The 13,832-nt window shown below is 72.0% G+C and carries 13 protein-coding genes; 2 read left to right on the plus strand and 11 right to left on the minus strand.

Translation table 11 applies throughout. The annotated features are described in order from the left end of the window. Positions 1-99: 99 nt before the first annotated feature. Genes ACIBQ8_RS19445 through ACIBQ8_RS19465 form a run of 5 tightly spaced genes read right to left on the minus strand, consistent with a single transcriptional unit; the run spans position 100 to position 6,296 of the window. On the minus strand, positions 100-1,686 hold the full coding sequence (locus ACIBQ8_RS19445) for an acyl-CoA synthetase (RefSeq protein WP_397192615.1): 1,587 nt from the start codon (positions 1,684-1,686) through the stop codon (positions 100-102). Continuing rightward, complete coding sequence (locus tag ACIBQ8_RS19450) at positions 1,686-2,834, minus strand: thiolase domain-containing protein (RefSeq protein ID WP_397170135.1); 1,149 nt, start codon at positions 2,832-2,834, stop codon at positions 1,686-1,688. The genes ACIBQ8_RS19445 and ACIBQ8_RS19450 overlap by 1 nt, the downstream gene beginning before the upstream one ends. A gap of 3 nt (positions 2,835-2,837) precedes the next feature. Continuing rightward, on the minus strand, positions 2,838-3,857 hold the full coding sequence (locus tag ACIBQ8_RS19455; RefSeq protein ID WP_397192616.1) for a thiolase domain-containing protein: 1,020 nt from the start codon (positions 3,855-3,857) through the stop codon (positions 2,838-2,840). Next, positions 3,854-4,756, minus strand: a complete 903-nt coding sequence (locus tag ACIBQ8_RS19460; RefSeq protein ID WP_397170138.1) for a Zn-ribbon domain-containing OB-fold protein — start codon at positions 4,754-4,756, stop codon at positions 3,854-3,856. The genes ACIBQ8_RS19455 and ACIBQ8_RS19460 overlap by 4 nt, the downstream gene beginning before the upstream one ends. Continuing rightward, positions 4,746-6,296, minus strand: a complete 1,551-nt coding sequence (locus tag ACIBQ8_RS19465) for an acyl-CoA synthetase (RefSeq protein ID WP_397170140.1) — start codon at positions 6,294-6,296, stop codon at positions 4,746-4,748. Before ACIBQ8_RS19465 ends, ACIBQ8_RS19460 begins: the two co-directional genes overlap by 11 nt. A gap of 126 nt (positions 6,297-6,422) precedes the next feature. On the opposite strand from ACIBQ8_RS19465, the gene ACIBQ8_RS19470 reads away from it, so the two are divergent. Continuing rightward, positions 6,423-7,232 (plus strand): crotonase/enoyl-CoA hydratase family protein, encoded by an 810-nt coding sequence (locus ACIBQ8_RS19470; RefSeq protein ID WP_397192617.1) that lies wholly within the window; start codon positions 6,423-6,425, stop codon positions 7,230-7,232. A gap of 105 nt (positions 7,233-7,337) precedes the next feature. Further along, positions 7,338-7,811, plus strand: a complete 474-nt coding sequence (locus ACIBQ8_RS19475; RefSeq protein ID WP_397170143.1) for a carboxymuconolactone decarboxylase family protein — start codon at positions 7,338-7,340, stop codon at positions 7,809-7,811. Here the strand turns inward: ACIBQ8_RS19475 and ACIBQ8_RS19480 are convergent. From ACIBQ8_RS19480 to ACIBQ8_RS19505, 6 genes are all read right to left on the minus strand, one after another. Beyond that, positions 7,787-8,575: an arginase family protein gene (locus ACIBQ8_RS19480; protein WP_397192618.1), complete on the minus strand. Its 789-nt coding sequence runs from the start codon at positions 8,573-8,575 to the stop codon at positions 7,787-7,789. The two genes, ACIBQ8_RS19475 and ACIBQ8_RS19480, sit on opposite strands and share 25 nt — an antisense overlap. Before the next feature lie 25 nt (positions 8,576-8,600). Beyond that, on the minus strand, positions 8,601-9,707 hold the full coding sequence (locus ACIBQ8_RS19485) for an NAD(P)H-dependent flavin oxidoreductase (protein WP_397170146.1): 1,107 nt from the start codon (positions 9,705-9,707) through the stop codon (positions 8,601-8,603). 88 nt (positions 9,708-9,795) lie between these two features. After that, entirely contained in the window at positions 9,796-10,545 is a 750-nt protein-coding gene (locus tag ACIBQ8_RS19490; protein WP_397192619.1) for an SDR family NAD(P)-dependent oxidoreductase, read from the minus strand. A gap of 61 nt (positions 10,546-10,606) precedes the next feature. Further along, complete coding sequence (locus ACIBQ8_RS19495) at positions 10,607-11,926, minus strand: FAD-binding protein (protein ID WP_397192620.1); 1,320 nt, start codon at positions 11,924-11,926, stop codon at positions 10,607-10,609. Then, entirely contained in the window at positions 11,923-12,810 is an 888-nt protein-coding gene (locus ACIBQ8_RS19500) for a decaprenyl-phosphate phosphoribosyltransferase (protein WP_397170151.1), read from the minus strand. Before ACIBQ8_RS19500 ends, ACIBQ8_RS19495 begins: the two co-directional genes overlap by 4 nt. Continuing rightward, entirely contained in the window at positions 12,807-13,727 is a 921-nt protein-coding gene (locus ACIBQ8_RS19505; RefSeq protein WP_397192621.1) for a DUF3068 domain-containing protein, read from the minus strand. The genes ACIBQ8_RS19500 and ACIBQ8_RS19505 overlap by 4 nt, the downstream gene beginning before the upstream one ends. Positions 13,728-13,832 lie beyond the last annotated feature (105 nt).

A 13,832-nucleotide genomic window follows, 5' to 3' on the forward strand; every position in this document is an offset into this window, starting at 1 on the left:
CCGAGCCGGCCGGAAGGCGCGGCCCGCGCAAAGAGGGGCGCCAGGAGAAAGGCGCGGGCCCGGCGAAGGCGCCCTGGGCTGGCGGTGAGTCGCGGGTGGTCAGGTGGTGGCGGATTCGGCGGTTTGTCTGGCCCAGCGGTAGTCGGCCTTGCCGGCAGGTGAGCGGACCATCTCCTTCACGAACGCGTACGAACGCGGCACCTTGTACCCCGACAACGACGCGCGGCAGTGCGCGTCCAGCTCGGCGGCGGTCACCTCGACGCCGGGACGCGGCTCGACCACGGCCGCCACCCTGCTCCCCCACCGGTCGTCCGGCACGCCGGTCACCACCGCGTCGAACACCCCGGGATGGCCCTTGAGCACGGCCTCGACCTCCTCGGGGAAGACCTTCTCGCCGCCGGTGTTGATGCACTGCGAGCCGCGCCCGAACACGTGCACGGTGCCGTCGGCGTCCACGGTCGCCAGGTCGCCGGTGAGCAGCCAGCGGGTGCCGTCGGGGTCGGTGACGAACGTGCGCGCCGACTTGTCCGGGTCGTTGTAGTAGCCGAACGCCACCCGCCCGGACCTGGCCACCGTCCCCATCTGCCCCGAACCCGGCGGAACGGGACGTCCCCGCTCGTCCAGGACGCTGATCCTGGCCGACGGGTTGGGCTGGTAGCGCAGCCCGGTCTCGGGGGTGGAGCCGGGCAGGGCGGAGGCGGTGTAGCCGGACTCCGTCGAGCCGAAGCTGTCCACGATCATGACATCGGGCAGCAGGCCCTGGAGCCGGTCGCGGACCGCGCCGCTGAGGATCGCGCCGGTCGAGCTGACGACGAACAGCGACGACAGGTCGTACGTGCCCGTCTCCAGCGCCTCGGCCAGCGGTCTGGCCATGGCGTCGCCCGTGATGCTCATGGTGAGCACGCGCTCGCGCTCGACCGCCCGCCACACCTCGCCGGCGTCGAACTTGGGGACGAGCACCATGGTCCCGCCCGCCCACCAGCTGATGAAGGTGGCCATCTGCGCGGCGCCGTGCATGAGCGGCGAGGTGGCCATCATGATCATGGGGTTGGCCTTGACTGCCTCGTCTATGACCTCCTGCGGGGTGGTGCGCGGGTCGCCGTACGGGTTGCCGCCGCCGAAGGCCATGAACAGGTCCTCGACGTGCCACATCGCGCCCTTGGGCATGCCGGTGGTGCCGCCGGTGTAGATGATGTAGACGTCCTGGCCGGTGCGCGGCTCGAAGCCGCGGCCCGGATCGCCGCGCTCCAGCGCCGCCTCGTACGGCACCGCCGAGGCGATCGACGACTCGCCGCCGACCGCGATCAGGTGGTCCAGCAGCGGCGCCTGGTGCGCGACGGCGGCCACCCGGGGGTCGAACTCGACGTCGTAGACCAGCGCGCGCAGGTCGGCGTCCTGGTAGAGGTAGAGCAGCTCGGCCTCGACGTACCGGTAGTTGACGTTGATCGGCACGGCCCGGATCTTGAGCGCGGCCAGCAGCCCGGCCAGGTACTCCACGCCGTTGTACAGGTGCAGCCCGACGTGCTGGCCCGGCCGCACGCCCAGGCCGGCGAGGTAGTGGGCGAGCCGGTTGGCCTCGGCGTCCAGCTCGGCGTAGGTGCGCCGCCGGTCGCCGCAGATGACGGCGGTGCGGTCCCCGATCGCGTCGGCGAGTGCTTCGAACAGGTCCGCGTGGTTGAACTCCATCAGGGTCTCTCCCGTCCGACGATCCACATCGCGAAGAACTGGGCTCCGCCGCCGTAGGCGTGGCCGAGCGCCGTGCGGGCGCCGTCCACCTGGTGGTCGCCGGCCTGGCCGCGCACCTGGAGCGCGGCCTCGGCGAACCTGATCAGCCCCGAGGCCCCGATCGGGTTGCTCGACAGCACGCCGCCGGAGGCGTTCCACGGGATGTCGCCGTCGAGGGCCGTGGCGCCGGACTCGGTCAGCTTCCAGCCCTCGCCCTCCGCCGCGAAACCGAGGTTCTCCAGCCACATCGGCTCGTACCAGGAGAAGGGCACGTACACCTCGGCCACGTCGATCTCGCGGCGCGGGTCGGTGACGCCGGCCTGGCGGTAGACGTCGGCGGCGCAGTCCTTGCCGCCCTGGGGGCTGACGGTGTCGCGGCCGGCCCGGAAGATGGGCTCCGAGCGCATGGCGGCGCCGTGCACCCAGGCGGGGGTGCCGGTGACCTTGTGCTCGGCGGCCAGGACCATCGCGCACGCGCCGTCGCTGGACGGGCAGGTCTCCAGGTAGCGGATCGGCTCCCAGAGCATCGGCGTGGACTCGACCATCTTCTGGTCGATGCCGGGGATCCGCAGGTGGGCGTAGGGGTTCTTCAGGGCGTTGAGCCGGTCCTTGACGGCGACCAGCGTGCCGATGTGGCCGGGCGCGCCGGACCTGCGCATGTACTCGCGGATGTGCGGCGCGAAGTAGCCGCCCGCGCCGACCACGAGCGACGCGCTGAAGGGCAGGTGCGTGGACAGCGCCCAGGTGGCGTTGGACTCCGACTGCTTCTCGAAGGCCACCACGAGCACCCGCTCGTGCACGCCGCCCTGGATCAGGCTCGCGCCGACCAGCGCCGTCGAGCCGCCGACGCTGCCGGCGGTGTGCACCCGCATCATCGGCTTGCCCGCGGCGCCGAGCGCGTCGGCCAGGTACGCCTCGGGCATCATCACGCCCTCGAACAGGTCGGGCGCCTTGCCGACCACGACGGCGTCGATGTCCTTGAACGTCAGCCCGGCGTCCTCCAGGGCCCGCAGCGCCGCCTCACGGACCAGGCCCGCGATGGAGACGTCCCTGCGCTTGGTGGTGTAGTGCGTCTGCCCGACCCCGATCACCGCGCAGCGATTGCCCATGATTCACGCCTCCAGGACCGTGACGAGGTTGTGCTGCAGGCAGGGGCCGCCGGCGGCGTGCCCGACGGTGCGGCTCGCGCCGCCGTCGAGGATGCGCCGCGCGGCCTCGCCGATGCGGATGAGCCCCGTGGCCATGACGGGGTTGGCGGCGAGCGGTCCGCCGGACGGGTTGATCAGCGTGTCGCCGCCCAGTTCGAGCGCCTCGCGCAGGATGAGCTCCTCGTGCGGGAACTGGGCGTGCAGCTCGGCCACCTCGACCGGGCCCTTGCCGACGCCGGCGGCCCGTGCGGCGTCGGCCGCGGAGGCCGATCTGGACAGGTCCCGCATGCCCAGGTAGTGCGGCTCGATGCGGTGGGCGATGCCCTTGACGAAGGCGGGGCGGCTGGTGAGCCGTCCGGCCAGTTCCGCCGTGGCCAGCACGATCGCCGCCGCGCCGTCCGTGACGGGCGGCACGTCCGTCTTTCTGAGGGGTTCGACGGCGACCTCCTCGCCGTCCGGTTCGGGCAGGTCGAGCGCGTACGGGTTGCTCCTGCCGTCCGCCCTGGACCTGCGGACGATCTCGTCGAGCTGCTTCCTGTCCGCGTCGAGCGCGTTCGCCTGGAGTGCGGCCAGGGAGAGCTGGTCGAGGCCGAGGGGTTCCAGGTAGTAGGGGTCGAGCTGGAGGGTCATGATGGTGCGCAGGTCGCCGAGCGACGACTTGCCGAAGCCGTAGACCAGGGCCGAGTCGATGTCGCCGTGCTGGAGGCGGACCCATGCCTCGTACAGGGCCCAGGCGCCGTCCATCTCGACGTGGCTCTCGGAGATCGGCGGCCAGGCGCCGAGCGCGTCCAGGGCGCTGACGAACGAGAACGGCGCCCCGGCCAGGTAGTCGCAGCTCCCGGAGCAGGTGAAGCCGAACCTGGTCAGCCCGGTCCGCTCCTTGACCTCGCTGATCACGGGCAGGATCAGCTCGGGCTCGGTGAGCCCGGTGTCGTGGTCGATGTGGACGGTCTGCGCGAACGCGACGATCGCGACCTCTCTCATGACAGCTCCACGTCGGGCTCGCCGGTGGGGGCGAACCAGCGGATGTTCGCCATGGACTTGCTCCGCTCCTCCTCGGGCACCCAGACGGCCCTGACCCGCATGCCCTGGCGCACCTCGTGCGCGGGTACGTCGCCGATCAGGGCGATCATGGGGATGTCGGCGTGGTCGAGCAGGATGTAGGCGGAGACGAACGGCACTTCGGGTGCGCGCGGATCCGGCAGGTTGTTGATGGCGAACGTGGTGATCGTCCCGGTGTCGGGGAGTTCGAGCGTCTCCGGGATGAGCCCTCCGCACTGGGGGCAGGACATCCGGTAGGGCACGTACACCTGGTCGCACTGCTCGCAGCGTCCGCCGAGGAAGACGCCGCGCTCGACGCCCTCCAGGAAGACGCGGAGCGAACCGCCCGCCTGGAGGCGGTACTCGGCCCGCACGTTGGAGACGATCTTCGTGACCTCGGGCGCGAAGTGGGAGATGTCGGTGATGTGGCCCGTGGGCCGGTCGCGCCACACCGGCCAGACCCGGGAGCCTTTCGACAGCGCCTTGGGGTTGTCGGCGGCGACGGCGTGCACGAGGGCGGTGTCGGCGCCGTCCAGCAGGATCGTGGCCCAGGCGAAGGGCCGGTCGAGCGGGTGGTTCGCCAGGGGCTCGGGCACCCAGGCCCAGGAGGTCACCGTGCCGGCCGGGCCGACCTCGACGTACTCGGAGGTGACGGGGTCGCCGGTGGCGGGGTCGTATTCGAGGGGCGGCACGAGCACCTTGCCCTCTTTCGTGCGCACTCCGACGATGCGGCGACCGCGTAACTCGGTGAGGAAGCGCCCGATCACCGGCCCGGTCGTCCGGGTGTAGCCGCCGGGGAACTCCAGGACGTGCTGGGCGACCAGCGGATCGTCAGATGGCACGGTCGTGGCCCTCCCAGTACGGTGCGCGGAGCTTGCGCTTGAGCAGCTTGCCGTTGGGCTCGCGGGGCATCTCGGCGATGAAGTCGACGCTCTTGGGCCACTTCATCCGGGCCAGGCGGCCCTCCAGCGAGGCGATCAGCTCGGCCGCGAGCTCGGGCCCCGGCTCGACGCCCGGCGCGGGCTCGACGACGGCCTTGATCTGCTCGCCCCAGTCGTCGTCCGGGATGCCGAACACGGCCACGTCGGCGACCTTGGGGTGGATCATGAGCTCGTTCTCGATCTCGGCCGGGTAGATGTTCGTCCCGCCGGAGATGATCATGTCGGCCTTGCGGTCGCAGAGGAAGAGGAAGCCGTCCTCGTCCAGGTATCCGATGTCGCCGACCGTGAAGTAGTCCTTGAGCCGGTTCGCGGCGGTCTTGTCGGGGTCGCCCTTGTACTCGAAGGGCACGCCCATCATCTTCATGTAGATCGTCCCGGGGGTGCCGGTCGGTACGGGTTCGCCCTCGTCGTCCGCGATCAGCAGCTCGCTGATCGGCCAGGCGGAGCCGACCGTGCCCGGGTGCGCCTTCCAGCCCTCGGGCGTGGCCAGGGTGCCGCCGCCCTCGGTGGCCGCGTAGTACTCGTAGATGCAGTCGCCCCACCACTCGAACATCGCCCATTTGACCGGGACCGGGCAGGGGGCGGCGGCGTGGATCATCCACCTGAGCGAGGACAGGTCGTACTTGGCCCTGGTCGCCTCGGGGAGCGCGAGCAGGCGCTTGAAGTGCGTGGGGACCATGTGGGAGTTCGTGACGCGGTAGCGCTCGCACAGCCGGAGCGTCTCCTCGGCGTCCCATCTGTCCATGTAGACGAGGGTGTGGCCCATGTGCAGGGCGCTGCCGCCGAACTGGGTGACGGCGGTGTGGTAGCTGGGCGAGGTGACCAGGTGCGCGTTGGGCGGCCCGGCCGTGATGCCGAACAGGCCGAGCAGGAAGGTCATCAGCTCGGCGCCGTCGTCGGGGTCGAGGCCGCTCAGCGAGCGCCTGACGCCCTTGGGCCGGCCGGTGGTGCCCGAGGTGTAGTGCATGGTGGCGCCGGCCGTGCGGCCGGGCGGCGCGGTGTCCGGCTGCCCGGCGGTCAGCTCGCTCGCCGGGCGGAAGCCGTCCTGCTCGCCGTCCCCGAGGAGGAAGCGGCGGTGCGGCTCGATCGCCTCGGCTCCCCTGGCGCCCTCCTGGAGGAAGCGGGGGTGGACGAAGAACGCCTTGGCCTCGCTGTCGGACACGATGTAGCCGATCTCCGGGCCGGTGAGGTGCCAGTTGATCGGCGTGTAGTACCAGCCGGCCTGGAGCGCGGCCAGGTAGAGGACGAGGCCGTCCGCGCCGTTCGGGACCAGGCCGCAGATCCCGTCGCCCGGCTCCAGGCCGAGCTCGCGTAACCCGTGGACGAGGCGGTTCGAACGGGCCAGGAGGTCACCCGCGCGGTGCTCCGTGCCGTCGGGGTCGACGGCCGCGATCCACTCGGGATCCGCCTGCGCCAGCCTCCAGAAACCGAGCGTGCCCATCTGATCTCCTCAGCTCAGGCGTAGCAAAACAGGAACTTGTTCTCGTTTGCTGTGGGGAGCGTATCCCGCGGGTAAAGTTCGTAGCAAGCGCTTGATTCAGTAGCTTCTGGGACTTGGGAGGCGTACATGGAGCTTCTGCCGATCAGCACCCCGCACTGCCGGGTGGAACGCGACGGCCACGTCCTGACCGTCACGATGAACCGGCCGGAGGCCCGCAACGCCCTCTCCTCGGACATGCTGGTCGGGCTGGCCTCGGCGTGGGCGTACGCGTCGGCCGAGCCCTCGATCCGGGTCGCGATCCTGACCGGGGCGGAGGGCACGTTCTGCGCCGGGGCCGACCTCAAGGCCATGGGCCAACCCTCGACCGATCCAGAGGTTCAGGCAAGGGCCGCCCAGATCCCGAATTTTCACTGGAAAGGACTCTTAAGGGAGGATTTGCCGACAAAGCCGATCATCAGCGCTGTCGAGGGGTACGCGGTCGCCGGCGGCACGGAACTGCTGGTCGGGACGGACCTGAGAGTGATGGCGGAATCGGCCACCCTGGGGCTGTTCGAGGCCAAACGCGCGCTCTTCCCCATGGGCGGCAGCGCGGTCCGCCTCCCCCGCCAGATCCCGTACTGCCACGCCATGGACCTGCTGCTCACCGGCCGTTCCGTGACCGCCGCCGAGGCCCTGGCGATGGGGCTGGTCAACCGGGTCGTGCCGGACGGGCGGGCGCTGGAGACGGCCCGGGAGCTGGCGGCGGACATCGCCGCTTCCGGCCCGCTGGCGGTCCAGGCCATTCTGCGGACGTACCGGGACACCCTGGGCATGCCCGAGCCCGAGGCCCTGAAGGTGTCGGACGAGCTGGGCTGGCCGGTGATCGGCTCGGAGGACGCCAAGGAGGGCACCCGGGCGTTCCGCGAGAAGCGCCCGGCCCGCTACGAAGGCCGCTGACCGCTCCCCGGGAGGGGAGACGCACGTCACATCCGTTCCTGTCACATCCCGTCCGGCTGCCCCGTCCGAGAGGTGGAAGCAGTCGACGACGACAAGGAGCGCGTCATGGAAGCCCGTCTCAACCTCTTCGAGAACCAGGTCGCGGCCAAGGTCATGAAGCACCTGATCGGCACCAACAAGGTCATCATGGACTCGGGCCTGCCCCACGCCACGCAGGAGCTGGTGAAGATCCGGGCCAGCCAGATCAACGGCTGCGGCTTCTGCACCGACATGCACACCAAGGACGCCGCGCACGCCGGCGAGACCCCGATCCGGCTCAACCTGGTCGCCGCCTGGCGGGAGGCCAAGGTGTTCACCGAGGCCGAGCGGGCCGCCCTGGAGCTGGCCGAGCAGGGCACCCGCATCGCCGACGGCGCCGGCGGCGTCCCGGACGAGGTCTGGGCGAACGCCGCCAAGCACTACGACGAGGAGCAGCTCGCGGCGCTGGTGTGCCTGATCGCCCTGATCAACGCCTTCAACCGGGTGAACGTCATCATCCAGCAGCCCGCGGGCGACTACGTGCCCGGCATGTTCGGCTGACGGAGGGCCGCGGCGAGGACCGTCGTCACCAGGTGCTCGCGCACGCCGCCGGAGTCGTCCCGGCCCGGATGCCACGTGCAGGCGAGGTTGAGCGCGGCGAGCCGGCCGCTGTCCAGCACCACCCGCACGGCCCGCAGCAGGGCCGGGACGTCCGGCCCGCCGGCCGCCGGATACCGCAGGCCGGGCAGCCGGGACGGGTCGAGGACGTCCAGGTCGAGGTTGAGCAGCAGCGGCCCGGGAGGCAGGATCCCGGGCGTCAGCTCGTCGAGGCTCGACCGGGTCACGCCCGAGGACGCCAGGTAGCCGGCCTCGGGCGGGTCGAGGTCGCGGGCGTCCACGAGCAGCACGCGGTCCTCCGGCGGCGGGCGCAGGGCCAGGCGGCCGGCCACGTCGCCGGGGCGGTAGCCGAGCAGGAAGCGCAGCGCCATGCCGCCGAGGTAGCCGGACGTGGTCGTCTCCAGCGTCTGGAGGTCGCCGTGGGCGTCGATCCAGACGATCGAGGGGTCGAGCCCGGCCCGTTGCAGGCCCGCCGTCATGCCGATCGACACCGTGCAGTCGCCGGAGACCACGACCGGCCGCTCCCCCGCCCGCACGGTCCGCTCGACGGCGGCGGCGACGGCGTCGTAGAGCCGCCCGAGGCGGGACCAGACGTCCTGGCCGGGCAGCTCCACGGTGAGCTCGGCGACGGGCACGCCGCCGGGCAGCGGCACGTTGAGATCGGGCTGGTGCTCGTCGAGGTGGTACGGCACGTACAAGACCGACACGTCCTCCACGGTAACAGCCGGGCGATCAGTCCCCGGTGATGCGGCCGAGGCGTTCCAGGGCCTCCGCGTACTCCTCCACGAGCCCGAACACCACGTCCTTCGTCGAGCGGACCTGGTTGGTGAGGCCGATGACCTGCCCGGCGGGGAACGTGGCCAGCTCGGAGGCGTCCGAGCGGCCGATCCGGCGCAGGGCGTCCGAGACGAGCATGAACTGCAGCGGCATCGGCAGCGTGCCCGGCGATTCCTGCGACTCCCACGCCTCGGTCCACTCGTTCCTGAGCAGGCGGGCGGGCTTGCCGGTCCAGCTTCGGGAGCGCACGGTGTCGCGCGAGGTGGCCTCCAGGATGCGGCGTTTCGCCATCTCCGGGGTGTCGGCCTCCTCGACGGTGAGCCAGAGGGAGCCGGTCCAGACGCCCTCCGCGCCCAGCGCCAGGCCGGCCGCCATCTGCCGGCCGTTCCCGATGCCGCCCGCCGCGAGGACGGGGACGTCCACGGCGTCCACGACCTGCGGGATGAGCACCATGGTCGAGATCTCGCCGGTGTGGCCGCCGGCCTCGGTGCCCTGGGCGACGACGACGTCCACGCCCACCTCGACCTGCTTGAGCGCGTGCCGCGGGGTCGAGGCGAGGGCGGCGACCTTGACGCCGTGCCGGTGTGCGAGGTCCACGACGTCGGCCGGGGGCGGCCCGAGGGCGTTGGCCAGCAGGGCGATGGGATGGCGGAGCGCGACCTCGACCTGGGGGCGCGCGGTGGCGTCGGTCCAGCCGAGCAGCACCCGGCCGGGGTCGGCGTCGGACGACAGGGGCGGCACGCCGTGCCTGCCCAGCAGGTTCTCGACGAACGCCCGGTGCCCCTCGGGGATCATCGCCTGGAGGCGGCCGACCAGCTCTTCGGGGGCGAAGTCGGCGCCCTCGTAGGAGGCGGGCATGACCACGTCCACGCCGTACGGTCTGCCGTCGACGTGGTCGTCGATCCACTTGAGCTCCATTTCGAGCTCTTCGGGGGTGAAGTAGAGCGCGCCGAGCACTCCCATGCCGCCCGCGCGGCTGACCGCGGCGACCACGTCCCTGCAGTGGCTGAAGGCGAAGATCGGGAGCTCGATTCCGAACATGTCCGTGACCCGTGTCCGCATGGCCCGACGATAAGCCGCGCCACAGCCGAACTGCAACGTGTTCTACTCTAGAACCTTTTGTCGGGCGGCCTCCGGCTCTGAACGCGTTCTAGCGCGGCAGCCGTCGCCAGAGCGGCCGCGGCAGCAGGCGCAGCAGGCCGAACGCCGGGCCGAGCGCCCGCGGCACCCACACGGACGACGCGCCCTCGCGCAGCGCGCGCACGGTGGCCAGGGCCACCTGGCGGGGCGTCGAGGACAGCGGCGCCGGCGGCAGGCCCTTCGTCATCCGGCCGATCACGAAGCCCGGACGGACGATCAGCACGCGCGCGCCCGACCCGTGCAGCGCGTCGCCGAGCCCCTGCGCGAACCCGTCGAGCCCGGCCTTGGCCGAGCCGTAGACGAAGTTGGCCCTGCGCACCCGCACCCCGGCGACCGACGAGAGCACCACGAGGGTGCCGTGCCCCTGCTCGCGCAGGACCCTGGCGGCGTGCAGGTCCACGGAGACGTGGCCGCCGTAGTTGATCGCGACGGCCTCGGCGGCGGCGGCCGGGTCGGCGTCGTAGTCGTCCTGGCTGCCGAGCACGCCGAAGGCGGAGATCACCACGTCGAGGTCGCCCACCAGCTCCACGGCCCCGGCCAGGACGGCGGCGTGCGACCCCACGTCCAGCGCGTCGAAGGGCAGGACGTGCACCTCGGCGGCGAGGGCGGCGAGGTCCGCCGGCGGCGTGAGCTCCCCTCTGGCGGCCAGCACGACCCTGGTCGCGCCCAGCCCGACCAGCAGCCGGACGATCTCCAGGCCGATCTCGCTCCGCCCGCCCAGCAGCAGCACGCTGTCCACGGCCCCGAGCGCGTTCCTCACGCCGCCCCCCGCCCCGGAGCGGCGGCCGCCCGGCTCGCGTCAGAAGCGTCAGAAGTGGTGGTCACAGTCGTAGTCTCCTGGACAGGTCCGAGCGGAACAGGCCCTTCGGGTCGGCCTCGTCCCTGATGCTCCGCCATCGTTCCAGTTCGGGGTACATCGCCGCCATCATGTCGGCGCGCAGCCGGGCGTCCTTGGCCAGGTACACCCGTCCGCCGGCCCGCGCGACGCGCTCGTCGAAGCCGCGCAGCAGGCCGCCCAGGCCGCGCTGACCGGCCGGGATGTCCAGGGCCAGGGTCCAGCCGGGCACGGGGAAGGACAGGAATCCGCCCGAACCGGGTCCGAACCGCTTGAGCACGGTCAGGAACGACACCGTCCCGTGCGCCGACAGCGACCCGACGATGCCGCGCAGCGTCCCCTCCGCGCCGAACGGCACCACGAACTGGTACTGCACGAAGCCGCGCGGGCCGTACATGCGGTTCCAGCCCTCGACGAAGTCGAGCGGGTGGAAGAACGGCGCGATGCCCTGGGTGACCGTCGCGCTCCGCGGCGCCCGGCGGTACCAGAGCTCGTTGAAGGCGCGCACGCTGAGCCCGTTGAGCAGCCCGTCCGGCGCCCACGGCGGCGCGTGCAGCCGGGCGCGCGGCGCGAAGACCCGCGGCGGCCTCTCCCCGTCGCGCGGCGCGTGGTCGCCCCTGGTCAGGACGCTGCGGCCCATCCGTCGGCCGCGGGCCAGCAGGTCGATCCAGGCCACCGTGTAGCGGTAGCGGTCGTCGGTGCGGGTCATGACGTCGAGCGTCTCGTCGAGGTCGGCGGTGCGCCGCACGTCCACCCGCATCAGGGACGACTCGACGGGCACGCAGCCGAACGTCGCCTCGGCCACCACCCCGGTCAGGCCCATGCCGCCGACGGTCGCCCGGAAGAGCGGGTCGCCGGGGCGCAGCACCCGGGCGGCGCCGTCGGCGGTCACCAGGGTGAGGGAGCGCACGTGCGCGCCGAAGGAGGAGTCGCGGTGGTGGTTCTTGCCGTGCACGTCTGCCGCGACGGCCCCGCCGACCGTGACGTGCCTGGTCCCGGGGCTCACGGGCACGAACCAGCCGCGTGGCACCAGCGCCGTCATCAGCTCGTGCAGGCTGACCCCGCCCGCCGCGGTCACGACGCCGGTGCGCTCGTCGAAGCTCCAGGCGTCCAGGCCGGTGCAGTCGAGGACGAGGCCGCCGGCGTTCTGGGCGGCGTCGCCGTAGGAGCGGCCGAGCCCGCGGGCGACGACGCCGCGGCCCGGCGCGGCCACGACCAGGTCGCGCAGCTCGTCCAGGGAGCGCGGGCGGCGCAGCACGGCGGGGGTGGGCGAGGTGCGGCCCCAGCCGGTGAGGAACGTGCTCACGCGTAGATCCCGAGCCCCACCAGGACGACCAGCGCGGCGGAGAAGACCAGGACGGGCCGGTCGCGGATCACCAGCTCCTCGGGCTCCTCGCCGCCGCCCCGCTCGACCAGCAGGTTGTGCCGGAGCACGAGGAGCAGGAACGGGACGATGCTCAGCCCGTAGAACACGTTCTCGTGCGCGTTCAGCGCCCACAGGCAGTACGTGACGATCATCGCCCCGGACGCCATGATCCGCACGTGCGTCAGGTACGCGGCCGGGTAGGCGGCCAGCGTGGCGCGCGTCCCCGACACGCCGCGCGACCGCAGCTCGGCCTCGCGCTTGCCCGCCACGAGCTGCAGCGCGGCCAGCGAGACGACCACGAGGAACCAGCCGGTCACCGGCACCGCGACGGCGACGGCTCCGGCGTAGGCCCTGATCACGTGGCATCCGGCGACCGCGATGAGGTCCACGACCTCCTGGTGCTTGAGCCAGGTCGTGTAGGCCAGGGTCAGGGCGACGTACCCGGCGACGACCGCGGGCGCCTGCCAGCCGCCGGCGAGCGCGGCGACCGCGGGCCCGAGGACCAGCAGGACGACGCCCGCCACCCGGGCCGTGCGCACCGACACCGCGCCGGAGGCGACGGCCCGGCGGCGCTTGCGCGGGTGCAGCCGGTCGGCCTCCACGTCGGAGGCGTCGTTCAGCAGGTAGGAGCCGCTGGCGGCCAGGCAGAAGGCGGCCAGGACGAGCAGCGCCGCGAGCAGGCGGCCCGGCTGCCCGAGCACCCCGGCCGCCATGGGGGCGGCCAGGACGAGCAGGTTCTTCAGCCACTGGCGCGGCCGGGCCGCCCTGACCAGGGCCAGCGCGGGCGCGGCCGACCAGGGCCGGGCGACCACGCCCTGGCTCATGCGGACCGGCGGCCGCGCAGGGCGAGCAGCAGGCCGCCCAGGAGCAGGACGACCCCGACCACGCCGAGCACGATCGGCAGCGTGGTCCTGATCAGGTTGATCTGGCTCTTGCCCTCGGCGGCGCTGTCGACCAGGCCCTTGACCGTGTCGTCGGTCATCTTGGCGGTGGCCACGAACGCCTTGGAGCGCTCGATGCCGTCCTGGCTCTTGAGCACCTCGTTGCGCACCTGCTCCTGCTTGACGGGCGCGCCGGTGGTGGGCTCGATCCAGTAGGTGACGGTGCCGGAGTAGAACCGGTTCAGCTGCACGTCGCCCGAGGCGCCCATGCCGAACCAGGCGGCGGGCGCGTTCAGCGTCTGCGTCCTGGTCTCGGGGACGGTCTGCTCGAACTTGTACGTGGCCAGCCCGTTGACCTGCTCCTCGCCGACGTACCTGGCGTCGAACGCCTTGCCCGCGCTGGCGTTGAAGACCTGGTAGGTCTTCTTCTCCACGTCGAACGGGAACTTGTAGATCTGGCCCTGGAGCTGCACCGGGGCCTTGTCGATGCTGGCGCCGCAGCAGTTGAGGCCGACGCCGGAGCGCTTGTCGAAGGCGCTGCGCCGCTCGCTGAAGTTGATGCCCGGCTTGCTGTTGGTGACGTCGTTGACGGCGGTGAACTCGTCCCAGACGACGCGGTCGTCGTTGGCCTCCTTCACGTCGCCGCGGGTGGTGACGATGATGTCGAGGTCGGCGGTCAGCACCTTGCCGTCCGGGATGCTGAAGTACTGGGCGCCCGTCGCGTGCAGCTTGGTGATGCTGTACTGGTCGCCCTTGGCGGCCATGAAGGCGGGTGCGACCTGGAGGCGCACCAGGGGAGCCAGAACGATGAGGAATGCCCCGACGGCGATGAGGACGCTGCCAACGACGACCCGGTTCATGGACCCTCCATGTGCGCAGGTGCACTGACGCCTGTTTGGGTGGTTAAGTACTGAAACGAACTACCTACTCGCCGGTATGTTATTGCGACGAGTGACCGACGTCAC

The organism is Nonomuraea sp. NPDC049646 (assembly GCF_044465525.1).
GTDB lineage: Bacteria > Actinomycetota > Actinomycetes > Streptosporangiales > Streptosporangiaceae > Nonomuraea.